The organism is Citrobacter sp. Igbk 17, from assembly GCF_028069775.1.
Lineage (GTDB): Bacteria > Pseudomonadota > Gammaproteobacteria > Enterobacterales > Enterobacteriaceae > Citrobacter.
This window is the reverse complement of record NZ_JANEWI010000003.1, coordinates 29,694-52,174: the sequence shown is the minus strand read 5'-3', so window position 1 is coordinate 52,174 and position 22,481 is coordinate 29,694. Positions and strand designations below refer to the sequence as shown.

The window sequence follows — 22,481 nt, the reverse complement described above, 5'->3', positions numbered from 1 at the left end:
AAGTGTATCCTGGCTTTTGTGAAGAGAGAAATCAGTGGACGAATTGACCGCACAGGCGTTGACAGCCTTTACGACGCGTTATTGCGATGCATGGCATGAAAAAAACAGCAGCTGGCCGCTGAGTGAAGAGCTGTATGGCGTACCGTCTCCGTGCATCATCTCCTCCACGAACGATGCGGTGTACTGGCAACCGCAGCCTTTTGTAGGCGAGCCGAATGTAAACGCGGTTGAACGTGCCTTTGATATTGTGGTACAACCCGCTGTTCATGCGTTTTATACCACCCAGTTTGCCGGGGACATGCACGCACAATTTGCGGACGAAAAACTTACTCTTCTGCAAACCTGGTCTGAAGATGACTTCAGACGCGTACAGGAAAACCTGATCGGCCACCTGGTTACGCAAAAACGCCTTAAGCTCTCTCCTACGCTTTTTATTGCCACACTGGACAATGAACTTGATGTTATTTCAGTGTGCAACTTGTCTGGGGAAGTCTGCAAGGAAACGCTGGGAACCCGTAAACGAACGGTTCTGGCGGCCTCACTTGCGGAATTTCTTACTCAACTTAAGCCTGTTCTGTAATCCAGTTTGCCCTAGGGCGTGTGAGAGATCTCTTACAAACCCTGTAGGAGATTGCCAGGTGATCAGTAAAGACTTCATTGGCCGATATAATATTAAATATTTATAATTCAATCGGTTAATGTTTTATTGTCAACTTTCATACGAAAATAATCATTAGGGTATGTCTGTAAGTGTCTTGTAAGACAATGCGAAACAGGCGATTCTATCTCCGTCGACAAGGAGTCGCACAACGAAGTGAACATCAGGATGATGACACTTCGGCAGGACACACCAGGACGGTGCTGCAAGGACAGGTTTCAGGATGAAGCAAAGAGGAAAACGCGGGAAGCGTTAAAGGACACCTCCAGGATGGAGAATGAGAGCCGGTCAGGATGTTCGGCGGGTCAGGATGGCCAGGGACACTTCAGGATGAAGTTTTCACATCGGGGCGGTGTGAGCAGGATGCAAATGTTCAGGATGAACGAGGTCGCAAGACCACAGGAAAAGTTGTCACGGATGAGCAGGGAGCACCAAAAGTAGCTGGAATGCTGCGAAACGAACCGGGAGCACTGTTTTTACAGTGCTCCCTTTTTTTTATTTCCCTTCTACTAGTGCTATTCTTCGCGCCAGATTTTTCATCATTGGGGTTAATTTCATGACGACTCATGACCGTGTGCGCGAGCAGTTGCATGCGCTTGAAGCACTGCTGCGTGAACATAATCACTGGCGGATGGATGAGCCAGAAGCGCATCTGTTTTCCAGCACGCAGCCTTTTTGTATGGATACCATGGAGCCAGTTGAATGGCTGCAGTGGGTGTTGATTCCCCGTATGCATGCGCTGCTTGATAATGCGCAGCCACTTCCGGAAGCGTTCGCTATTGCGCCATATTATGAAATGGCGCTGGCAGCCGATCATCCGCAGCGCGATGTGATCCTGATTGCATTGCAGGACCTGGATGCGCTATTTACCCGTGATGACGCCTGATGCTGGAAATTCTCTATCAAGATCAATGGCTGGTTGCAGTCAACAAACCTTCGGGCTGGCTGGTTCATCGTAGCTGGCTCGACCGCGATGAGAAAGTGGTGGTAATGCAAACCGTGCGTGACCAGATTGGCCAGCACGTTTTTACCGCCCACCGACTCGACAGACCAACATCCGGTGTGCTGTTGATGGGGCTGTCCAGCGAGGCCGGACGACGGCTGGCACAGCAATTTGAGCAGCATCAAATCCAAAAACGCTACCATGCCATTGTGCGCGGCTGGCTGATGGACGACGCCGTGCTGGATTATCCGTTGGTGGAAGAGCTGGACAAGATTGCCGATAAATTTGCCCGTGACGACAAAGGCCCACAGCCTGCGGTAACCCACTATCGCGGGCTGGCTACGGTAGAAATGCCCGTGGCAACCGGTCGCTATCCAACCACCCGTTACGGGCTGGTGGAGCTGGATCCTAAAACTGGCCGTAAACATCAGCTCAGACGTCACCTGGCGCATTTGCGTCATCCGATTATTGGCGATAGTAAGCACGGTGATTTGCGACAAAACCGCAGCGCCGCAGAGCATTTTGGCTGCCAGCGCCTGATGCTGCATGCCAGCCAGCTTGAACTTACGCACCCCTTCACCGGTGAACCACTGGTTATTCGTGCCGGGTTGGATAACGTCTGGATGCAAGCGCTATCACAGTTTGGCTGGTGTGGGCTTCTCCCTGAGAATGAAAGGGTTGAGTTCAGCGGGTTGTCAGGTCAGGATGAGCAGACAGATTCTTAAGTCCTTGGAGATAAAGGTTATGGCGGAAATTGGTATTTTTGTCGGCACAATGTATGGAAACGCGCTGCTGGTTGCCGAAGAGGCCGAAGCTATCCTCGCAAATCAGGGGCATAAAGCCACGGTTTATGAAGATCCTGAACTGGCTGACTGGGAAAAATACAAAGACAAGTACATCCTGGTCGTAACGTCGACGACGGGACAAGGTGATCTGCCGGACAGCATCGTGCCGCTGTTTCAGGGAATTAAAGACCAACTGGGTTACCAGCCTGACGTTCACTACGGCATTATTGCGCTCGGTGACAGTTCATATGCCAATTTCTGCGGCGGCGGTAAGCAGTTTGATGCGCTTTTGCAAGAACAGAGCGCCCAGCGAGTGGGTGAGATGTTGCTGATTGATGCCGGTGAACATCCGGAACCGGAAAGCGAATCTAATCCCTGGGTAGAAAGCTGGGGAACCTTGCTTAAATAACCTCTCGCCCGCACGGGCATGCAACCCCCATTTGATCCGTAGGCCGGGTCAGGCGAAGCCGCCACCCGGCAATAAAACCCCAATTACGTGAACTAACTTCCACTGCTTTGGGCTTATGCCCCAAACAACTTCTCACTGCCTCTCTAATGTTGTGTTCCTGCACGGTGAGGGAAAGAGGCACTCCTTCATATACTTTTCCCGTCAGTTCCCGGAAAGGCAGCGAGTCAGAATAAAACGGCCCCGAGCTGTACCAAAACTGCCACACACTAACCTCTCATTCTGATCACCCTACAGGTGCTGTACAGAATGAACTGGCGAAAGCCAAGATTCAGGAGTGCAACAATGAGTTCATTAAGTCAGGCGGCGAGCAGCGCGGAAAAACGCACTAACGCTCGCTACTGGATAGTGGTGATGTTGTTTATCGTCACATCCTTCAACTACGGCGATCGCGCCACTTTATCCATTGCCGGTTCAGAAATGGCCAAAGACATTGGTCTGGATGCGGTCGGGATGGGGTATGTATTTTCTGCTTTTTCATGGGCCTATGTTATCGGCCAGATCCCCGGCGGCTGGTTGCTTGACCGCTTTGGTTCAAAGCGCGTTTATTTCTGGTCCATCTTTATCTGGTCCATGTTTACCTTGCTGCAAGGCTTCGTCGATATCTTTAGCGGCTTCGGAATCATCGTCGCACTGTTTACCTTGCGTTTCCTCGTGGGCTTAGCTGAGTCACCCTCGTTCCCTGGCAACAGTCGCATTGTTGCGGCCTGGTTCCCGGCGCAGGAGAGGGGGACCGCGGTGGCAATTTTTAACTCCGCGCAATACTTCGCCACTGTTATCTTCGCGCCAATCATGGGTTGGCTGACCCACGAAGTGGGCTGGTCACACGTATTCTTCTTTATGGGTGGACTCGGGATCATCATCAGCTTTGTCTGGCTGAAAGTGATTCACGAACCGAACCAGCATCCGGGTGTAAACCAAAAAGAACTGGACTACATTGCCGAAGGTGGCGCACTGATCAACATGGATCAGGCAGCAGCTAAAGCTAAAGTTCCGTTCAGCGTGAAATGGGGACAAATCAAGCAGTTGTTGGGTTCCCGCATGATGATCGGTATCTACATCGGCCAGTACTGTATTAACGCGCTGACCTACTTCTTTATCACCTGGTTCCCGGTCTATCTGGTACAGGCGCGCGGTATGTCGATTCTGAAAGCGGGATTTGTGGCGTCGGTCCCGGCTATTTGCGGATTCGCAGGTGGCGTGCTCGGCGGCATTATTTCCGACTGGCTGATGCGTCGCACCGGTTCGCTAAATATCGCCCGTAAAACGCCAATCGTGTTGGGTATGTTGCTGTCAATGGTGATGGTGTTCTGTAACTACGTCAACGTTGAATGGATGATTATCGGCTTTATGGCGCTGGCCTTCTTCGGTAAAGGTATTGGTGCACTGGGCTGGGCGGTAATGGCGGACACGGCTCCTAAAGAGATTAGCGGCCTGAGCGGCGGTCTGTTCAACATGTTCGGTAATATCTCCGGCATCGTGACACCGATTGCTATCGGCTACATTGTGGGCACGACGGGGTCGTTTAATGGTGCCTTGATTTACGTTGGAGTGCATGCGCTGATTGCCGTGGTGAGTTATCTGGTGCTGGTTGGCGATATTAAACGTATCGAACTGAAACCTGTCGCAGGACAATGATGATGACAACACAATCGAGTCCCGTTATTACCGACATGAAAGTCATTCCGGTGGCTGGTCATGACAGCATGCTGCTCAATATTGGTGGCGCGCATAACGCCTGGTTTACCCGCAATATCGTGGTCCTTACTGATAACGCCGGACACACCGGTGTGGGTGAAGCGCCGGGCGGAGAAGTGATCTATCAAACGCTGGTGGACGCTATTCCGCAGGTGTTAGGCCAGGAAGTGGCCCGCCTGAATAAGGTGGTCCAGCAGGTGCATAAAGGCAATCAGGCTGCTGACTTTGATACCTTCGGCAATGGCGCCTGGACATTTGAGCTGCGCGTCAATGCGGTGGCGGCGCTGGAAGCCGCGCTGCTGGATCTGCTGGGCAAAGCGCTGAATGTACCGGTCTGCGAGCTGTTAGGTCCGGGTAAGCAGCGTGATGCAGTGACCGTGCTCGGTTATCTGTTCTATGTAGGCGATCGCACCAAAACCGATCTGCCGTATCTGGAAAGTACGCCGGGTAAACATGAGTGGTATCACTTACGTCACCAGCAAGCGATGACCAGCGATGCGGTGGTGCGTCTGGCGCAGGCGTCACAGGATCGTTATGGCTTTAAAGATTTCAAACTGAAGGGCGGTGTGTTGCCGGGTGAGCAAGAAATTGAAACCGCCCGTGCGCTGAAAGCATGCTTCCCGGAGGCACGTATTACGGTAGACCCTAACGGTGCCTGGCTACTGGATGAAGCGATCGCCTTGTGCAAAGGGCTAAATGATGTTCTGACCTACGCCGAAGATCCGTGCGGCGCTGAACAGGGATTTTCCGGGCGTGAAGTGATGACTGAGTTCCGCCGCGCGACCGGTTTGCCGGTGGCGACCAACATGATTGCTACCAACTGGCGCGAAATGGGCCACGCGGTAATGCTGAATGCTGTCGATATTCCGCTGGCCGATCCGCACTTCTGGACGCTTTCTGGTGCAGTGCGCGTGGCACAGTTGTGCGATGACTGGGGCCTGACCTGGGGATGCCATTCCAATAACCACTTTGATATTTCGCTGGCAATGTTTACTCACGTCGGTGCGGCAGCGCCGGGCAATCCGACAGCCATCGACACGCACTGGATTTGGCAGGAGGGCGATTGCCGTCTGACGAAGAATCCGCTGGAAATAAAGAACGGAAAAATTGCGGTTCCAGATGCACCCGGTCTGGGTGTGGAACTGGACTGGGATCAGGTACAGAAAGCGCATGAAGCCTATAAGGCATTGCCCGGCGGTGCGCGTAATGATGCAGCACCGATGCAGTATCTGATCCCCGGATGGACTTTTGACCGTAAACGTCCCGTTTTCGGCCGTCACTGATTTTGAATAAGGACACGATAATGAGCGCACAATTTTCTACCCCAGTAGTGACCGCTATGCAGGTGATCCCGGTTGCGGGCCACGACAGCATGCTGATGAACCTGAGCGGCGCACATGCCCCGTTCTTCACGCGTAATATTGTGATTATCAAAGATAATTCCGGTCATACCGGGGTGGGCGAAATTCCCGGCGGCGAGAAAATTCGTCAGACTCTGGAAGATGCGATTCCGCTGGTGGTGGGCAAAACGTTAGGTGAATACAAAAACGTACTGAATACGGTACGCAATACCTTTGCCGATCGGGATGCCGGTGGGCGTGGTTTGCAGACCTTCGATTTACGTACCACTATTCATGTGGTTACCGGGATCGAAGCGGCAATGTTGGATCTGTTAGGCCAGCACCTGGGGGTGAATGTCGCGTCTCTGTTAGGTGATGGTCAGCAGCGTAGCGAAGTGGAAATGTTGGGGTATCTGTTCTTCGTCGGCAACCGTAAAGCGACGCCGCTGCCGTATCAGAGTCAGCCGGATGAGAAGTGCGACTGGTATCGCCTGCGCCATGAAGAGGCCATGACCCCGGATGCGGTAGTGCGCCTGGCTGAAGCAGCGTATGAGAAATATGGTTTTAACGACTTTAAACTGAAAGGTGGCGTGCTGGCAGGGGAAGAGGAGGCGGAATCTATCGTCGCGTTGGCGAAGCGTTTCCCACAGGCCCGCGTAACGCTCGATCCCAACGGCGCCTGGTCGTTGAATGAAGCGATCAAGATCGGTAAGTATCTGAAAGGATCACTGGCTTATGCTGAAGATCCATGCGGCGCGGAGCAGGGGTTCTCTGGGCGTGAAGTGATGGCGGAATTCCGCCGCGCTACTGGCCTGCCGACGGCGACCAATATGATCGCTACCGACTGGCGTCAGATGGGGCACACGCTGTCGTTGCAGTCTGTGGATATTCCGCTGGCTGACCCGCATTTCTGGACTATGCAGGGCTCTGTTCGCGTGGCGCAGATGTGTCATGAGTTTGGCCTTACCTGGGGCTCACACTCTAACAACCACTTTGATATTTCGCTGGCGATGTTCACTCATGTCGCGGCAGCGGCGCCGGGTAAAATTACGGCCATTGATACCCACTGGATCTGGCAGGAAGGTAACCAACGCCTGACCAAAGAGCCGTTCGACATTAAAGGCGGCATGGTACAGGTGCCAGCGAAGCCGGGTCTGGGTGTAGAACTGGATATGGACCAGGTGATGAAAGCACACGAGCTGTACCAGCAGCACGGCCTGGGGGCGCGTGATGACGCGATGGGAATGCAGTACCTGATCCCGAACTGGACCTTTGATAATAAACGCCCATGCATGGTGCGCTAAGCGTTATGCCGGTTCTGACAGGAACCGGCACATCTCCAGGTGTATGATTAACAGAATCAACATGCGTAAGGACGGCTTATGAAAATAGTAATTGCACCGGATTCTTATAAAGAGAGTTTGAGTGCGCTTGAGGTGGCAACTGCCATTGAGCAGGGTTTTCGTGAGATCTGGCCTGATGCGGATTACGTAAAGATACCGGTTGCTGATGGTGGTGAAGGAACGGTCGAGGCGATGGTTGCCGCTACGGCGGGCCACCTTGTGCATGTTGATGTTACGGGTCCCCTGGGAAGTAAGGTACGGGCATTTTATGGGTTATCGGGAGATGAGCGCTCAGCGTTTATCGAGATGGCGGCCGCCAGTGGGTTAGAGCGGGTTCCGGCAGGGTTGCGCGACCCGCTGAAAACCACATCATGGGGGACCGGAGAGTTGATTCGCCATGCGCTGAATGCGGGTGTAGAACATATCATCATTGGGATTGGCGGTAGCGCGACTAATGATGGTGGTGCCGGTATGGTGCAGGCTCTGGGCGCCAAATTGCTGGATGCGCAGAATAACCAGATTGCACAAGGCGGGATCGGCCTGGAATCGCTCACCAGGATAGATATTTCAGCGTTAGATAAGCGCCTTGCTACCTGTCGTATTGAAGTGGCCTGCGATGTCACGAATCCGCTGACCGGTAAAGAGGGCGCTTCTGCAGTATTTGGTCCGCAAAAAGGGGCAACGCCGGAGATGATTACCCGTCTGGATAATGCGCTCACGCACTATGCACAACTGATCGCCCGCGATCTGGACGTTAACGTGCTGGAGCTGGCCGGTGGTGGCGCAGCCGGAGGCATGGGGGCTGCACTGTATGCGTTTTGTGGTGCGCAGCTACGCCGTGGTATCGAGATCGTGACGGATGCGTTACACCTTGATGACTGCGTTGCGGATGCAGATTTAGTTGTGACCGGGGAAGGGCGTATTGACAGTCAGACGATCCATGGCAAAGTCCCGGTTGGCGTAGCGAACGTTGCAAAGCGATATAATAAGCCAGTCATTGGTATTGCAGGCAGCCTGACGCCAGATGTTGGTGTGGTACATGAGCATGGAATTGATGCCGTTTTTAGCGTGATTTATACCATTTGCACGCTGGATGAGGCGCTGGATAATGCGAGTGAAAATGTGCGGATGACAGCACGAAACGTGGCCGCAACGCTTAAAGCAGGGCAGCAATTACGCTGAGTTGTTGGCCGGAAAAGGCGCTGACGCCGCCTCCGGCGATGTGCCCGATGCGCGGCGCTTATCGGATCTGTGGTAAACAGCAAAGCCTGTAGGCCGGAAAAGGCGGTTACGCCGCCTCCGGCGATGTGCCCGATGTGCGGCGCTTATCGGGCCTACGGTAAACAGCAAAACCTGTAGGCCGGAAAAGGCGGTTACGCCGCCTCCGGCGATGTGCCCGATGGCGCGACGCTTATCGGGCCTGTGGTATACAGCGAAACCTGTAGGCCGGAAAAGACGCTGATGCCGCCTCCGGCGATGTGCCCGATGTGCGGCGCTTATCGGGCCTACGGTAAACAGCAAAACCTGTAGGCCGGAAAAGACGCTGATGCCGCCTCCGGCGATGTGCCCGATGTGCGGCGCTTATCGGGCCTACGGTAAACAGCAAAACCTGTAGGCCGGAAAAGGCGGTTACGCCGCCTCCAGCGATGTGCCCGATGGCGCGACGCTTATCGGGCCTGTGATAAACAGCGAAACCTGTAGGCCGGATAAGGCGTTTACGCCGCATCCGGCGATGTGCCTGATGCGCGACGCTTATAGGAACTGTGGTAAACAGCAAAACCTGTAGGCTGGAAAAGGCGTTTACGCCGCCTCCGGCGAATATCACCCCAATATCCGTTTTGCTTCCCGCGCGACGTTGTCCATCTCATCAAGAAGCTCTAAAAACTCTGGTTCAAGCTCTTCTTCTTTGGTCCCGCTACGTAACTGCTGTTCAATAAGCTGGCACAGGTTTTTCATGCGGGGAACCCCGCTGTAACCGCAGCTGCCGTGTAGTTTATGAATCAAATCCACCAACCCTTCAGGGTTTTCACCCACCAGTTGCTCTTCAATTCTGTTACGGACTTCAGGCAAGAAATCGATCAGCATTTGCAGCATATCCCGCGCCAGATCGTTTTTACCGGCAGCCTGTCTCAACGCCAGTTGCCAGTCGAGGGTCGTATTCGGGTTGACCACGGGTTCAGGGGGGGCCGCTACGATAGTCCGGGCTGATGTGCCGGCACCGGGCTTATAGCGCAACAGTAAACTGTGCAATTTATCTTCTTCAATCGGCTTAGCTAGGTAGTCATTCATTCCGGCGCTGAGTAACTTCTCTTTTTGTCCTGCCATGGCATGTGCCGTTACCGCAATAACCGGTGTCTGCTGCTGGTGTGGAAGCTGATGGATCAGTTCGCAGGCACGAATACCGTCCATGTCCGGCATCTGGATATCCATCAGGATCAGATCAAATTGCATTTGTTTGGCTCTGTCCACCGCCTGATGCCCGCTATCGCACAGCTCGACGTGCTGCACTTTATCTTCAAGTAATGCGCCGATAAGCTTCAGGTTCGCCGGGTTGTCGTCCACCGCCATCACGGTCATCGCAATCTTGCTTTCATCTAACACCTGGAGCTCTGACCCTTGGTTCAGGTGGCAATACTCGGTTAATGCAGGTAGCAATCGGGTTGAGGTGAGCGGTTTTAGCAGACATGCCGCCGCGCCGCCTTGCTTTAATTTTTCAGCGTTAATCTGCGCATGGCAAGGCAGCGCCAGCAACAGGAAATCGGTCATCGCGGCTGCGCTTGCCAGCCGTTCATGCTGCATGGTGAGCGGCTCGCGTAATGTGACGGGTACACCAAGTAGCAGGATATCGTAGTGTTCTGCCGGTAATGCAGAGAATGAAGGGCTGTAAATCACCTCCAGTGGCGTTTCACTCAAGATATCCAACGTACATTGCGCGGCGGTAGCATTTGGTTCAACGTAAGCCAGTCGTTTACCTGCCAGACAGCGGGTGGTTGAGCGATCGCTCAGAACATTAGGATTGAGATCAAGACTGATATGGAACCAGAAGGTGGAACCGCGATTTGGTTGGCTATGGAACGAGATATCCCCGCCCATTTCATTGACCAGTTTTTGCGTGATCACAAGGCCAAGTCCGGTACCACCGTGACGGCGCGAAATGCTGGCATCAGCCTGACGAAAAGCCTGGAACAGACGTGACTGATCGCGTTCTGGAATGCCAATGCCGGTATCGCGGATTTGAACTTCAATCTGGACTTTGGTGTTACTGAGCGCGCGTTTTTCAACCAGAATGTCGATATTGCCGCTCTCGGTAAATTTGATGGCATTGCCGACCAGGTTGGTAATGACCTGTTGCAAGCGCAGCGGGTCGCCAATCACATTGTCCGGAACGTCATTTTTAATATTCAGTGTTAGCTCCAGCCCTTTGTCATGGGAGGAGTGTGCTAACAGCGTTACGACGTCATCCAGTGTACTGCGCAGCGGGAAAGGTATGCTTTCCAGAATCAGTTTACCCGCTTCCAGTTTAGAGAAGTCGAGCACATCATTGATGATAGCGAGCAGGTTGTTGGCAGAGCGTTCAATCGTATTCAGGTGATCGCGCTGAGTGGTATTTAACTCGGTTTTTAGTGTCAGACGTGTAAAGCCAATGACACCGTTTAGCGGTGTACGTAGCTCGTGAGACATGTTCGCCAGGAACTCTGATTTAATACGTGCAGCTTCCTGAGCGCGTTTCTTTGCCAGGTCCAGCTCAACGTTTTGGATCTCCATCTGCTCCAGCGTTTCGCGCAGATCTGACGTCGCCTGATCGATATTGTGCTGCATCTCTTCATGGTAGGCGGCGAGAGACATCGCCATCGAGTTGATGCCATTCTTCAGCATATCCAGCTCGCCCAACATGAAACCTTCCACGCGGCTATCGAGCTGACCTCTACGTATTCGGTCTACGGTATTCACCATGTTGCGAATTGGGCCGGTCACGTCACGCATCAGACGCCAGCCGAAAATTAACGCAATACCAATACAAAACAGCATCATGACGCTGGAGATAAAGATCTCTTTGTACTGCTGTAATCGCACGGACTTGAGGTCCAGCTCAAGCGCCACATACCCCAGCATATTTTTGGTGTTCTTCGCATCGCTAACGGCAGATTCATCCGGTGAATAGCTTTCCGATATAATAGGGGTACGCAGGATCATGATATCCCCGTGCCGGGTTACGCTCAGCTTTCGTGGAAACGGCGATCCGGTAGCCAATTGCATCTCTGACGGATCAAGATGAAAGTTGGAGGTGACGAACAGTCGGTTATTTTCGTCATAGACGGAAATTGCCCGCACAATATCGGAATGGCGACGATGCAACACGCTGATAAGCTGGCCGATGGATTCCCGGTTCTGCAAGTTCATGCCGTATTCGCTGGATACCGCGAGTGGCTCAATGATGCTGGCACCAGCATCTTCCAGTTGACGCTGCAAGTCGTTATAGCGATGCACAACAAAAAAGATACTGAGCAGCAAACCTATCAGGACGGTCGGGGCCAGGATCAGAATCATCATGCGTGCGCGCAGGCTGTAGTTGGTCATGGAGTTCCGTTATGGGACAATTAGGGTCACACTGTTAAATAGAGAAATATCTCGTCGATGGCGCAATTCTACTCTGCAAAACGACGCGTGACGACGCGTCAGATCATAACCGTTACCGTCAATGACCTTGATTCTTTTGGTCAGGGCGTTGCTCGTCATAACGGGAAAGCCCTGTTTATACCGGAATTGCTGCCCCAGGAAAGCGCAGAAGTGGTGATTACTGAAGATAAAAAACAGTTTGCCCGTGCGCAAGTCAAACGTCGCTTAAACGACAGTTCGGAACGCGAAGTGCCACGTTGCCCACATTTTGGGGTCTGTGGTGGCTGTCAACAGCAGCACGCCAGCATCCCTTTGCAGCAGCGTAGCAAAAGTGCGGCGTTGTCGCGTTTAATGAAATGTGAGGTGACGGACGTTATCGCCGATACCCCGTGGGGTTATCGGCGCCGCGCGCGTTTAAGTCTGAACTATCGCGCGAAAGAGCAGCAATTGCAGATGGGGTTTCGCAAGTCCGGCTCCAGCGACATTATCGATGTGAAGCAATGCCCTATTTTGGTGCCCCAACTTGAGGCGCTGCTGCCTGAAATTCGGGCATGCCTGCAGAGTCTGCAGGGGCTGCGTCACTTGGGGCATGTCGAATTGGTGCAGGCTGGAAGTGGAACCCTGATGATTTTGCGCCACACTGCGCCACTGAATACCGCAGATAAAGAAAAACTGGAATGCTTTTCGCATTCTCAGGGACTGTCTTTGTTTCTGGCTCCGCAAAGCGAGATACTGGAATCAAATTCAGAAGAATCGCCCTGGTATGATTCAAATGGACTACGTTTAACCTTCAGCCCGCGTGATTTTATCCAGGTCAATGAAGGGGTAAACCAGAAAATGGTTTCCTGTGCGCTGGAATGGCTGGATGTGCAGCCAGAGGACCGTGTGCTCGATTTGTTCTGTGGTATGGGGAATTTTACGTTGCCGTTGGCCGTACGAGCAGCGAGCGTTGTGGGTGTTGAAGGTGTCCCTGCGCTGGTGGAAAAAGGCCGGGAAAATGCGCGGAATAACGGACTACACAATGTGACATTCTTTCATGAAAACCTTGAAGAAGATGTCACCAAACAACCATGGGCAAAAAACGGATTTGACAAAGTCTTGCTCGATCCCGCGCGTGCGGGGGCTGCCGGTGTGATGCAACATATTATAAAATTAAACCCTGGCCGCGTTGTTTATGTATCCTGTAATCCTGCTACGCTGGCTCGTGACAGCGAAGCGTTACTCAATGCAGGATATACCGTTCAGCGACTGGCGATGCTCGATATGTTCCCGCACACTGGACATCTGGAATCGATGGTCCTGTTTGAGCGTTTGTAATGAATTTTATACCCATTGGATTTCGGGTTGTAACGCAGCGTGAAAGACAATGGGTACGGCTTGTCGACTTCGACAGGCCAGGCCCCTTAAGGAGAGGACGATGGTTGCGGTAAGAAGTGCACATATAAATAAAGCTGGTGAGTTTGATCCTAAGAAATGGATCGCGAGTCTGGGGATCTCCAGCCAGCAGTCGTGTGAACGCTTAGCCGAAACCTGGGCGTATTGCCTGCAGCAGACACAGGGGCATCCGGATGCGGATCTGCTGCTGTGGCGTGGCGTCGAAATGGTGGAAATACTCTCCATGCTGAGTATGGATATCGACACGCTGCGCGCGGCGATGCTGTTCCCTCTGGCGGATGCCAATGTGGTGAGTGAAGACATCCTGCGCGAGAGCGTAGGCACGTCAATCGTTAATCTTATCCATGGTGTGCGTGATATGGCGGCAATACGCCAGCTAAAAGCCACGCATACCGACTCCGTCTCTTCCGAGCAGGTTGATAACGTTCGTCGCATGCTGCTGGCAATGGTCGACGACTTCCGCTGTGTGGTCATCAAGCTGGCAGAACGTATTGCTCATCTGCGAGAAGTGAAAGACGCGCCGGAAGATGAGCGCGTGCTGGCGGCAAAAGAGTGCACCAATATTTATGCCCCGCTGGCTAACCGATTAGGCATCGGGCAATTAAAATGGGAGCTGGAAGATTACTGCTTCCGCTACCTGCACCCAGCCGAATACAAACGCATTGCTAAATTACTGCATGAACGTCGTATCGACAGAGAACACTATATCGACGAGTTTGTTGGGCATCTGCGTTCAGAGATGAAAACCGAAGGTGTAAAAGCCGAGGTGTACGGGCGTCCGAAGCATATTTACAGCATCTGGCGCAAAATGCAGAAGAAGCAGTTGGCTTTTGACGAACTGTTCGATGTGCGCGCGGTGCGTATCGTGGCTGAGCGTTTACAGGATTGCTATGCCGCACTGGGGATCGTGCACACTCACTATCGCCATCTGCCTGATGAGTTCGATGACTACGTTGCCAATCCGAAGCCTAACGGTTACCAGTCAATCCATACGGTTGTGCTGGGGCCAGGCGGTAAAACCATTGAAATCCAGATCCGTACCAAACAGATGCACGAAGATGCCGAGCTGGGCGTTGCCGCGCACTGGAAGTACAAAGAAGGTACCGCTTCAGGCGCTGCGCGTTCTGGTCATGAAGATCGCATCGCGTGGCTGCGTAAACTGATAGCCTGGCAGGAAGAGATGGCTGATTCCGGTGAAATGCTGGATGAAGTGCGTAGCCAGGTCTTTGACGACAGAGTTTACGTCTTTACGCCAAAAGGCGATGTCGTTGACTTGCCGGCGGGTTCAACGCCGCTCGATTTTGCTTATCACATCCACAGTGATGTGGGGCATCGTTGCATTGGCGCGAAAATTGGCGGTCGCATCGTACCGTTTACCTATCAGCTGCAGATGGGCGATCAAATTGAAATTATCACCCAGAAACAGCCAAACCCAAGCCGTGACTGGCTAAACCCTAACCTGGGCTACGTGACGACCAGCAGGGGGCGCTCTAAGATCCATGCCTGGTTCCGTAAACAGGACCGGGACAAGAATATCCTGGCTGGTCGTCAGATCCTCGATGATGAACTGGCGCACCTGGGTATTAGCCTGAAAGAGGCTGAAAAACACCTGCTTCCGCGTTACAGCTTTAATGAGCTGGAAGAGCTGCTGGCGGCGATCGGCGGCGGTGACATCCGCCTCAACCAGATGGTCAACTTCCTGCAAGCGCAGTTTAATAAACCAAGCGCTGCTGAACAGGATGCCGCTGCACTGAAACAACTTCAGCAGAAAACGCAGGCCCCGCAGACTCGCCGAAAAGACGATGGCCGTGTGGTGGTCGAAGGGGTTGGAAACCTGATGCACCATATCGCGCGCTGCTGCCAGCCTATCCCTGGCGATGAGATTGTCGGGTTTATCACCCAGGGACGTGGTATTTCCGTGCACCGGGCTGATTGTGAACAACTGACAGAACTGCGCTCACATGCCCCAGAACGTATCGTTGATGCGGTTTGGGGTGAAAGCTACTCGGCAGGGTACTCGCTGGTTGTCCGTGTGCAGGCAAATGATCGGAGCGGCTTATTACGTGATATCACGACGATTCTTGCTAACGAGAAAGTAAACGTGCTGGGGGTTGCCAGCCGTAGTGATACCAAACAACAGTTGGCTACTATTGATATGACCATTGAAATCTACAACCTGCAGGTGCTCGGACGCGTGCTCGGCAAACTGAACCAGGTGCCGGATGTGATCGACGCGCGTCGCTTGCACGGTAATTAATTATTTTGTAGGCCGGATGTCGGCTGCCGCCTTATTCGGCCTACAGTTCTTCAAATCTCCAGGATTTTCACATGAATCAAATCGACCGACTGCTCGGTATTATGCAGCGCCTGCGCGACCCGGAAAACGGCTGTCCGTGGGACAAAGAGCAGACTTTCACCACGATTGCCCCTTACACCCTCGAAGAAACCTATGAAGTACTTGATGCCATTGCGCGCGAAGACTTCGACGATCTGCGTGGTGAACTGGGCGATCTGTTGTTCCAGGTGGTGTTTTACGCACAAATGGCGCAGGAAGAAGGGCGCTTCGATTTTAACGATATCTGCGCTGCGATTAGCGATAAGCTCGAACGTCGGCATCCGCATGTATTTGCCGATGTTTCTGCCAGTACTAGTCGCGAAGTGCTGACCCGCTGGGAACAGATCAAAACCGAAGAACGTGCCGGGAAGGCACAACATTCCGCGCTGGACGATATTCCCCGTAGTTTACCGGCGCTAATGCGCGCCCAGAAAATCCAGAAACGCTGCTCCAATGTTGGCTTTGACTGGAAGACTTTAGGACCGGTTGTCGACAAAGTTTATGAAGAGATTGACGAAGTCATGTTCGAGGCGAAGCAGGCTGTCGTTGACCAGGCTAAACTGGAGGAGGAAATGGGCGACCTGCTGTTTGCCACGGTCAATATGGCCCGTCATTTAGGGACAAAAGCAGAGACGGCATTGCAGAAAGCGAATGAAAAATTCGAGCGCCGTTTTCGTGAGGTTGAGCGAATTGTGGCAGCCCGCGGTCTGGAAATGACTGGTGTTGATCTGGAAACAATGGAAGAAGTCTGGCAACAGGTAAAACGGCAGGAAATTGATCTCTAAGGGATTTCGTCGGTCAAGGACGATTTGTGTGATTTTTTAAATAACAAGCGATTGATTTACGTCAAAAACATTTACCCCAAAGGGGCTATTTTCTCACTCCCGATGTTAATGTGAGCCTGGTGAAGAGGAGGAATAATGAAAGTTTGTGGCGCTCGTCATGTTCGGGTATACTACTTTCCCGTCTTGGTAATTCCATCGTTTCACCCTAACTTCTCAGGTCCAGCATGACAACGAACTATATTTTTGTGACCGGCGGGGTCGTATCCTCTCTGGGAAAAGGCATTGCCGCAGCCTCCCTCGCAGCCATTCTTGAAGCCCGTGGCCTCAATGTGACCATGATGAAACTGGATCCGTACATCAACGTCGATCCAGGTACTATGAGCCCTATCCAACACGGGGAAGTGTTCGTTACCGAAGACGGCGCTGAAACCGACCTGGACCTGGGTCACTATGAGCGTTTCATCCGCACCAAAATGAGCCGCCGTAACAACTTCACCACCGGTCGTATCTACTCCGACGTTCTGCGTAAAGAACGCCGTGGTGACTATCTGGGTGCGACCGTTCAGGTCATTCCGCACATCACGAATGCCATTAAAGAGCGCGTTCTGGAAGGCGGTGAAGGTCATGATGTTGTTCTGGTCGAAATCGGCGGAACCGTTGGGGATATCGAATCTCTGCCGTTCCTTGAAGCGATTCGCCAGATGGCTGTAGAAATTGGCCGTGAGCACACGCTGTTTATGCATCTGACGCTGGTTCCGTATATGGCGGCGGCAGGTGAAGTCAAAACCAAACCGACTCAGCACTCTGTAAAAGAGCTGCTTTCTATCGGTATTCAGCCAGATATCCTGATTTGCCGCTCCGATCGCGCAGTTCCGGCTAATGAACGTGCAAAAATTGCATTGTTCTGTAACGTTCCGGAAAAAGCGGTGATTTCTCTGAAAGATGTCGATTCCATCTATAAAATTCCGGGCCTGTTGAAATCTCAGGGCCTTGACGATTATATTTGTAAACGATTCAGCTTGAACTGTCCGGAAGCGAATCTGTCAGAATGGGAACAGGTTATCTACGAAGAAGCGAATCCGGCAGGCGAAGTGACTATCGGTATGGTCGGCAAGTACATTGAACTGCCGGATGCCTATAAGTCAGTTATCGAAGCGCTGAAGCACGGTGGCTTGAAGAATCGTGTCACCGTCAACATCAAGCTGATTGATTCGCAGGATGTTGAAACGCGTGGTGTTGAGATCCTGAAAGGTCTTGATGCCATCCTCATCCCAGGCGGCTTCGGCTACCGTGGTGTTGAAGGGAAAATCGCGACAGCGCGCTTTGCGCGTGAAAACAATATTCCTTATCTGGGCATTTGCCTGGGTATGCAGGTTGCGTTGATTGAGTTTGCTCGTAACGTCGTGGGAATGGACAACGCCAACTCCACAGAATTTGTGCCAGACTGTAAGTACCCAGTGGTGGCCCTGATTACTGAATGGCGTGATGAAGACGGCAACGTTGAAGTCCGTACCGAGAAGAGCGATCTGGGTGGCACAATGCGTCTTGGTGCGCAACAGTGTCAGCTGAGCGATGAGAGTCTGGTTCGTCAACTGTACGGTACGCCGACAATTGTTGAACGTCATCGCCACCGCTACGAAGTCAACAATATGCTGTTGAAACAGATTGAAGCTGCGGGTCTGCGTGTTGCAGGCCGTTCCGGTGATGATCAGTTGGTCGAGATCATTGAGGTACCGAATCATCCGTGGTTCGTGGCCTGTCAGTTCCACCCGGAATTTACTTCCACGCCACGTGATGGGCACCCGCTGTTCGCCGGCTTTGTGAAAGCCGCCAGTGAACATCAGAAGCGTCAGGCGAAGTAAGAAGTAAAAAGTTAGAACGGCAATGCACCCATCAGGGTGCATTGTTTGTCTGGAGTTTTAGTTTAACTTGTACTGAGGAAAACCTAATGTCCAAAATCGTTAAAATCATCGGTCGTGAAATCATCGACTCCCGTGGTAACCCGACTGTTGAAGCCGAAGTACACCTGGAAGGTGGTTTCGTTGGTATGGCAGCAGCTCCGTCAGGTGCTTCTACTGGTTCCCGCGAAGCACTGGAACTGCGCGATGGCGACAAATCCCGTTTCATGGGTAAAGGCGTACTGAAAGCTGTTGCAGCTGTAAACGGCCCGATTGCTCAGGCTCTGCTGGGTAAAGATGCTAAAGATCAGGCTGGCATCGACAAGATCATGATCGATCTGGACGGTACTGAAAACAAATCCAACTTCGGTGCAAACGCCATCCTGGCTGTGTCCCTGGCGAACGCCAAAGCAGCAGCTGCTGCTAAAGGCCTGCCGCTGTATGCACACATCGCTGAACTGAACGGTACTCCGGGCAAATACTCCATGCCGGTTCCGATGATGAACATCATCAACGGTGGTGAGCACGCTGACAACAACGTCGACATCCAGGAATTTATGATTCAGCCGGTTGGCGCTAAATCCCTGAAAGAAGCCGTTCGTATGGGTTCCGAAGTGTTCCACAACCTGGCTAAAGTTCTGAAAGCTAAAGGTATGAACACTGCAGTTGGTGACGAAGGTGGCTACGCGCCGAACCTGGGTTCCAACGCTGAAGCTCTGGCTGTAATCGCTGAAGCGGTTAAAGCAGCAGGCTACGAGCTGGGCAAAGACATCACTCTGGCGATGGACTGTGCAGCGTCTGAATTCTACAAAGACGGTAAATACGTTCTGGCTGGCGAAGGCAACAAAGCGTTCACCTCCGAAGAATTCACTCACTTCCTGGAAGAACTGACCAAACAGTACCCGATCGTATCCATCGAAGATGGTCTGGACGAGTCTGACTGGGACGGTTTCGCATACCAGACAAAAGTACTGGGCGACAAAATCCAGCTGGTTGGTGACGATCTGTTCGTAACCAACACCAAGATCCTGAAAGAAGGCATCGAAAAAGGCATCGTTAACTCCATCCTGATCAAATTCAACCAGATCGGTTCTCTGACCGAAACTCTGGCTGCGATCAAAATGGCGAAAGACGCTGGCTACACTGCTGTCATCTCTCACCGTTCTGGCGAAACTGAAGATGCTACCATCGCTGACCTGGCTGTTGGTACCGCTGCAGGCCAGATCAAAACGGGTTCTATGAGCCGTTCTGACCGTGTTGCTAAGTACAACCAGCTGATTCGTATCGAAGAAGCTCTGGGTGAACACGCTCCGTACAACGGTCGTAAAGAGATCAAAGGTCAGGCGTAATCCTGTTCTTTCTCTGATTTAAAAATGCCAGCCTTCGGGCTGGCATTTTTTTGCCTGCACAATCGCAACCTATTTAAAGTCCACCGCCATTTGCTGTGGAATAGTCAGCCCACGTGTCGTCTGCACACAGCGCTCAATGTAATCGGTAAAACGCGGCGGCTTCGGCATCCCCATGCTGAGCAGCTTATCATTGCTGAATCGCACGTTCAGCGTTGCGAACGCGCCGTAAAGACGCATGGCTTTAAGCATCAGTCGTTCGTTGCAGGGGCCAAAAATATTCTTCAGTTCACGGCGCATTTGGACCAGCGTTTCATAGCTGACCTGTGCGTATTTATTGCCGACGGGAGCTTGTTCCAGCGCAGATGCCATCGCGCTATCAATATCTGCAAACCTCACGCTATTTTCTTCTCCTGCTGAGATGTGCACTACTTCACCGCGAGCGAGCGGACTGCTCAGTAACATCAGCAATGCATCGGCGCAGTAATCAACCGGGATCACGTCAATACGGTCTTCCATCGAACACATAAATTTTTGTAGCATCAGACCCATGCTGAATACCCAGAAAATACTGCTGGAGGGTTGGCAGCCATGATGAGTGTGGCCAACAACGATAGAAGGCCGCGCGATAACCAGTGGTAATGTTGGGCATTCCTGTTGCATCAGACGCTCTATCGTGGATTTAGAGTGCGTATACTCAACCAGATGCTCAGCACGTTCGCGAAATTCTGCACTTTCTGCCACCAGTGAATCGGGTTCTGGGGAGCATGACATCGCTGTACCAACGTGAAGAAAGCGCTGCAGGCTGCTGACATTGGCCATTCTCCGGGCGAACTTCAGCGTTCCTTCGACATTTACTTTCCAGATAAGCGGGTTGTTGCCAAAAGAGGCGACGGCGGCGCAGTTGATGACATGAGTAACCTGGTCCAGACGCGGGTCGTGAAGAAACGCTTCGGGTTCTACCAAATCACCCAACAGGATATTCCGCGGGCTAAGTGCGGCCAACTTTTCTTCTGCAATATTAAATTTGCGCAGATTTTCCTTTATCCGTTCCAGCGCAGATACATCATTATCGGCACGAACTAAAAGCAGCAGATTAAATCCATTTGTCTGATTCAGAATGTTTTCTAAAACGGCTCCGCCCAAAAAACCGGTTGCGCCAGTAATTAATAGTGTATTCATGAATGCAGTCTCATTAGGGGTGGTTGACTGGATTCTAGGCGCGGATAATTAAACGGAGATTAAATGGAAAATTAGCGTAAGGTTAGGTTTCTTAAGCCTATTTTAATATAAAAAATACCGCGGATCGAATTTGACTATGCATGATACTAATAAATTCATAATTTCATGTATCCGTTTGTACATGCTTGAAATATTTTACTTTTAAAATATGTATACTATTTTTATAAGGTTATTATCAAAAATATTTTGTTACATCAAAACGCTGCCTGAACAGCTATGAAATTAAATCACAGCTATTCGATCATTGCAGACGCAAACACGAGATCATGTTTCATGATTTTTTAACTCAGGGGACAGCGCAGCCGGGGGCAAGACCTGAGCGTGCAAATCTGCAATAATACGCGTTCATAACCCAAAACAGAGATGACTATGCAGTACCCGATTAACGAGATGTTCCAGACCCTGCAAGGTGAGGGTTACTTTACCGGCGTCCCCGCCATTTTTATTCGTTTACAGGGATGCCCGGTTGGCTGTGCCTGGTGCGATACCAAACACACCTGGGATAAGCTTGAGGATCGGGAAGTCTCCTTATATAGCATCCTGGCCAAGACGAAAGAGAGTGATAAATGGGGCGCGGCGAGCAGTGAAGATCTGCTGGCTGTTATTCAGCGTCAGGGTTATACCGCCCGACACGTGGTGATCACCGGTGGTGAACCCTGCATTCACGATCTAATGCCACTCACTGACTTACTGGAAAAAAACGGCTTTAGCTGCCAGATTGAGACCAGCGGGACACACGAAGTTCGCTGTACGCCGAATACCTGGGTGACGGTATCGCCGAAGGTGAATATGCGTGGCGGCTATGACGTACTGTCACAGGCGCTGGAACGAGCCAATGAAATCAAGCATCCGGTGGGTCGCGTTCGCGATATTGAAGCGCTGGATGAACTGCTGGCCACGTTGAGCGATGATAAACCACGCATTATTGCGTTGCAGCCAATCAGTCAGAAAGAAGATGCTACGCGTTTGTGTATTGATACCTGTATTGCGCGTAACTGGCGTTTGTCGATGCAAACGCATAAATACCTGAATATTGCCTGATGAGTTTTGCCGGGTACGCATCGCTTGCCCGGCCTACGCTTGTAAATAAGGTAGGCCGGGATCAGACGCGATGCGTCGCCATCCGGCAAGGTCGGGATCACTCTCCGCGATAAACGCAACCTGCTGTGCAGGTCTCTTTTACCATCACTGCGCTCAGCAGAGGAACAACCGGTTTTACCTGTTCCCAAATCCAGCGAGACAATACTTCGCTGGTTGGGTTTTCAAGGCCCGGTATATCGTTCAGGTAGTAGTGATCAAGCCTGTCGTAAGTCGGCTTGAACGCCGCTTTTAACTCGGCGAAATCCATGATCCAACCGGTATGTGGATCGACTTCACCGGTAATTTCAAGACGCACCATAAATGAGTGACCATGCAGACGGCCACACTTGTGTCCTTCCGGTACGTGCGGCAGGCGGTGAGCGGCTTCGAAGGTGAAATCTTTAAACAAGGTGGTGGACATTATTTACTCTCAAGAATGCAAAAAACGCCGTAGGGTAACGTAAAGAGCAAATTTTATCATTATTTAAAAGGGCGCTGAGCATCAGAACGATTCATTCATGATGTTAATATTTGATAATTAGCTATATAT

The 22,481-nt window shown here is 51.9% G+C and carries 17 protein-coding genes; 14 read left to right on the top strand and 3 right to left on the bottom strand.

Annotation, left to right across the window (positions count from 1 at the left end):
* Positions 1-34: 34 nt before the first annotated feature.
* From syd to NNO08_RS02480, 8 genes are all read left to right on the top strand, one after another.
* Positions 35-580, top strand: coding sequence for a SecY-interacting protein (gene syd / locus NNO08_RS02515; RefSeq protein WP_271441047.1), 546 nt, complete (start codon positions 35-37; stop codon positions 578-580).
* A gap of 634 nt (positions 581-1,214) precedes the next feature.
* Complete coding sequence (locus NNO08_RS02510) at positions 1,215-1,544, top strand: YqcC family protein (protein ID WP_149692202.1); 330 nt, start codon at positions 1,215-1,217, stop codon at positions 1,542-1,544.
* Positions 1,544-2,326 carry a tRNA pseudouridine(65) synthase TruC gene (gene truC, locus NNO08_RS02505; protein WP_271441046.1) on the top strand — a complete coding sequence of 261 codons (783 nt, stop codon included), beginning with the start codon at positions 1,544-1,546 and terminating at the stop codon, positions 2,324-2,326. The genes NNO08_RS02510 and truC overlap by 1 nt, the downstream gene beginning before the upstream one ends.
* 19 nt (positions 2,327-2,345) lie before the next feature.
* The gene (locus NNO08_RS02500) at positions 2,346-2,795 is read left to right on the top strand and encodes a flavodoxin (RefSeq protein WP_271449522.1); all 450 of its coding nucleotides are present in this window, start codon (positions 2,346-2,348) and stop codon (positions 2,793-2,795) included.
* Positions 2,796-3,137: 342 nt separating this feature from the next.
* Positions 3,138-4,490, top strand: coding sequence for a galactarate/glucarate/glycerate transporter GudP (gene gudP / locus NNO08_RS02495; protein WP_271441044.1), 1,353 nt, complete (start codon positions 3,138-3,140; stop codon positions 4,488-4,490).
* A 2-nt stretch (positions 4,491-4,492) separates the two neighbouring features.
* Positions 4,493-5,833, top strand: coding sequence for an enolase C-terminal domain-like protein (locus NNO08_RS02490; RefSeq protein WP_271456121.1), 1,341 nt, complete (start codon positions 4,493-4,495; stop codon positions 5,831-5,833).
* Between the two features lie 20 nt (positions 5,834-5,853).
* Entirely contained in the window at positions 5,854-7,194 is a 1,341-nt protein-coding gene (gudD, locus tag NNO08_RS02485) for a glucarate dehydratase (protein WP_202037889.1), read from the top strand.
* A gap of 78 nt (positions 7,195-7,272) precedes the next feature.
* The gene (locus tag NNO08_RS02480) at positions 7,273-8,415 is read left to right on the top strand and encodes a glycerate kinase (protein WP_271449523.1); all 1,143 of its coding nucleotides are present in this window, start codon (positions 7,273-7,275) and stop codon (positions 8,413-8,415) included.
* 639 nt (positions 8,416-9,054) lie between these two features.
* Here NNO08_RS02480 and barA read toward each other — a convergent pair.
* On the bottom strand, positions 9,055-11,811 hold the full coding sequence (gene barA / locus NNO08_RS02475; protein ID WP_271455640.1) for a two-component sensor histidine kinase BarA: 2,757 nt from the start codon (positions 11,809-11,811) through the stop codon (positions 9,055-9,057).
* A gap of 57 nt (positions 11,812-11,868) precedes the next feature.
* Between barA and rlmD the strand changes: the two genes are divergently transcribed.
* The 5 genes from rlmD (at position 11,869) to eno (ending at position 19,612) form a co-directional block, all read left to right on the top strand.
* Complete coding sequence (rlmD, locus tag NNO08_RS02470) at positions 11,869-13,167, top strand: 23S rRNA (uracil(1939)-C(5))-methyltransferase RlmD (protein WP_271456120.1); 1,299 nt, start codon at positions 11,869-11,871, stop codon at positions 13,165-13,167.
* A gap of 100 nt (positions 13,168-13,267) precedes the next feature.
* The gene (gene relA / locus NNO08_RS02465) at positions 13,268-15,502 is read left to right on the top strand and encodes a GTP diphosphokinase (protein ID WP_137382740.1); all 2,235 of its coding nucleotides are present in this window, start codon (positions 13,268-13,270) and stop codon (positions 15,500-15,502) included.
* A gap of 71 nt (positions 15,503-15,573) precedes the next feature.
* Positions 15,574-16,365, top strand: coding sequence for a nucleoside triphosphate pyrophosphohydrolase (gene mazG, locus NNO08_RS02460; RefSeq protein ID WP_271441039.1), 792 nt, complete (start codon positions 15,574-15,576; stop codon positions 16,363-16,365).
* A 224-nt stretch (positions 16,366-16,589) separates the two neighbouring features.
* Positions 16,590-18,227, top strand: a complete 1,638-nt coding sequence (pyrG, locus tag NNO08_RS02455) for a glutamine hydrolyzing CTP synthase (protein ID WP_005130912.1) — start codon at positions 16,590-16,592, stop codon at positions 18,225-18,227.
* A gap of 86 nt (positions 18,228-18,313) precedes the next feature.
* Positions 18,314-19,612, top strand: coding sequence for a phosphopyruvate hydratase (eno, locus tag NNO08_RS02450; RefSeq protein WP_202037895.1), 1,299 nt, complete (start codon positions 18,314-18,316; stop codon positions 19,610-19,612).
* Positions 19,613-19,681: 69 nt separating this feature from the next.
* Here the strand turns inward: eno and NNO08_RS02445 are convergent, their stop codons facing one another.
* Entirely contained in the window at positions 19,682-20,791 is a 1,110-nt protein-coding gene (locus NNO08_RS02445; protein WP_271456119.1) for an SDR family oxidoreductase, read from the bottom strand.
* A 429-nt stretch (positions 20,792-21,220) separates the two neighbouring features.
* Here NNO08_RS02445 and queE point away from each other — a divergent pair, with 429 nt between their 5' ends.
* Positions 21,221-21,892, top strand: a complete 672-nt coding sequence (gene queE / locus NNO08_RS02440) for a 7-carboxy-7-deazaguanine synthase QueE (protein WP_040232204.1) — start codon at positions 21,221-21,223, stop codon at positions 21,890-21,892.
* 97 nt (positions 21,893-21,989) lie between these two features.
* Here queE and queD read toward each other — a convergent pair whose 3' ends face one another.
* Complete coding sequence (gene queD, locus NNO08_RS02435; protein WP_041686189.1) at positions 21,990-22,352, bottom strand: 6-carboxytetrahydropterin synthase QueD; 363 nt, start codon at positions 22,350-22,352, stop codon at positions 21,990-21,992.
* Positions 22,353-22,481 lie beyond the last annotated feature (129 nt).

Excerpts from the sequence above, each read along its gene's own strand:
- gudP (WP_271441044.1), top strand. The coding sequence starts at position 3,138 with ATGAGTTCATTAAGTCAGGCGGCGAGCAGCGCGGAAAAACGCACTAAC.
- pyrG (WP_005130912.1), top strand. The coding sequence starts at position 16,590 with ATGACAACGAACTATATTTTTGTGACCGGCGGGGTCGTATCCTCTCTG.
- queE (WP_040232204.1), top strand. The coding sequence starts at position 21,221 with ATGCAGTACCCGATTAACGAGATGTTCCAGACCCTGCAAGGTGAGGGT.
- rlmD (WP_271456120.1), top strand. The coding sequence starts at position 11,869 with ATGGCGCAATTCTACTCTGCAAAACGACGCGTGACGACGCGTCAGATC.
- eno (WP_202037895.1), top strand. The coding sequence starts at position 18,314 with ATGTCCAAAATCGTTAAAATCATCGGTCGTGAAATCATCGACTCCCGT.
- truC (WP_271441046.1), top strand. The coding sequence starts at position 1,544 with ATGCTGGAAATTCTCTATCAAGATCAATGGCTGGTTGCAGTCAACAAA.
- queD (WP_041686189.1), bottom strand. The coding sequence starts at position 22,352 with ATGTCCACCACCTTGTTTAAAGATTTCACCTTCGAAGCCGCTCACCGC.
- NNO08_RS02510 (WP_149692202.1), top strand. The coding sequence starts at position 1,215 with ATGACGACTCATGACCGTGTGCGCGAGCAGTTGCATGCGCTTGAAGCA.
- relA (WP_137382740.1), top strand. The coding sequence starts at position 13,268 with ATGGTTGCGGTAAGAAGTGCACATATAAATAAAGCTGGTGAGTTTGAT.
- mazG (WP_271441039.1), top strand. The coding sequence starts at position 15,574 with ATGAATCAAATCGACCGACTGCTCGGTATTATGCAGCGCCTGCGCGAC.
- NNO08_RS02445 (WP_271456119.1), bottom strand. The coding sequence starts at position 20,791 with ATGAATACACTATTAATTACTGGCGCAACCGGTTTTTTGGGCGGAGCC.
- barA (WP_271455640.1), bottom strand. The coding sequence starts at position 11,811 with ATGACCAACTACAGCCTGCGCGCACGCATGATGATTCTGATCCTGGCC.
- NNO08_RS02490 (WP_271456121.1), top strand. The coding sequence starts at position 4,493 with ATGACAACACAATCGAGTCCCGTTATTACCGACATGAAAGTCATTCCG.
- NNO08_RS02480 (WP_271449523.1), top strand. The coding sequence starts at position 7,273 with ATGAAAATAGTAATTGCACCGGATTCTTATAAAGAGAGTTTGAGTGCG.
- NNO08_RS02500 (WP_271449522.1), top strand. The coding sequence starts at position 2,346 with ATGGCGGAAATTGGTATTTTTGTCGGCACAATGTATGGAAACGCGCTG.
- gudD (WP_202037889.1), top strand. The coding sequence starts at position 5,854 with ATGAGCGCACAATTTTCTACCCCAGTAGTGACCGCTATGCAGGTGATC.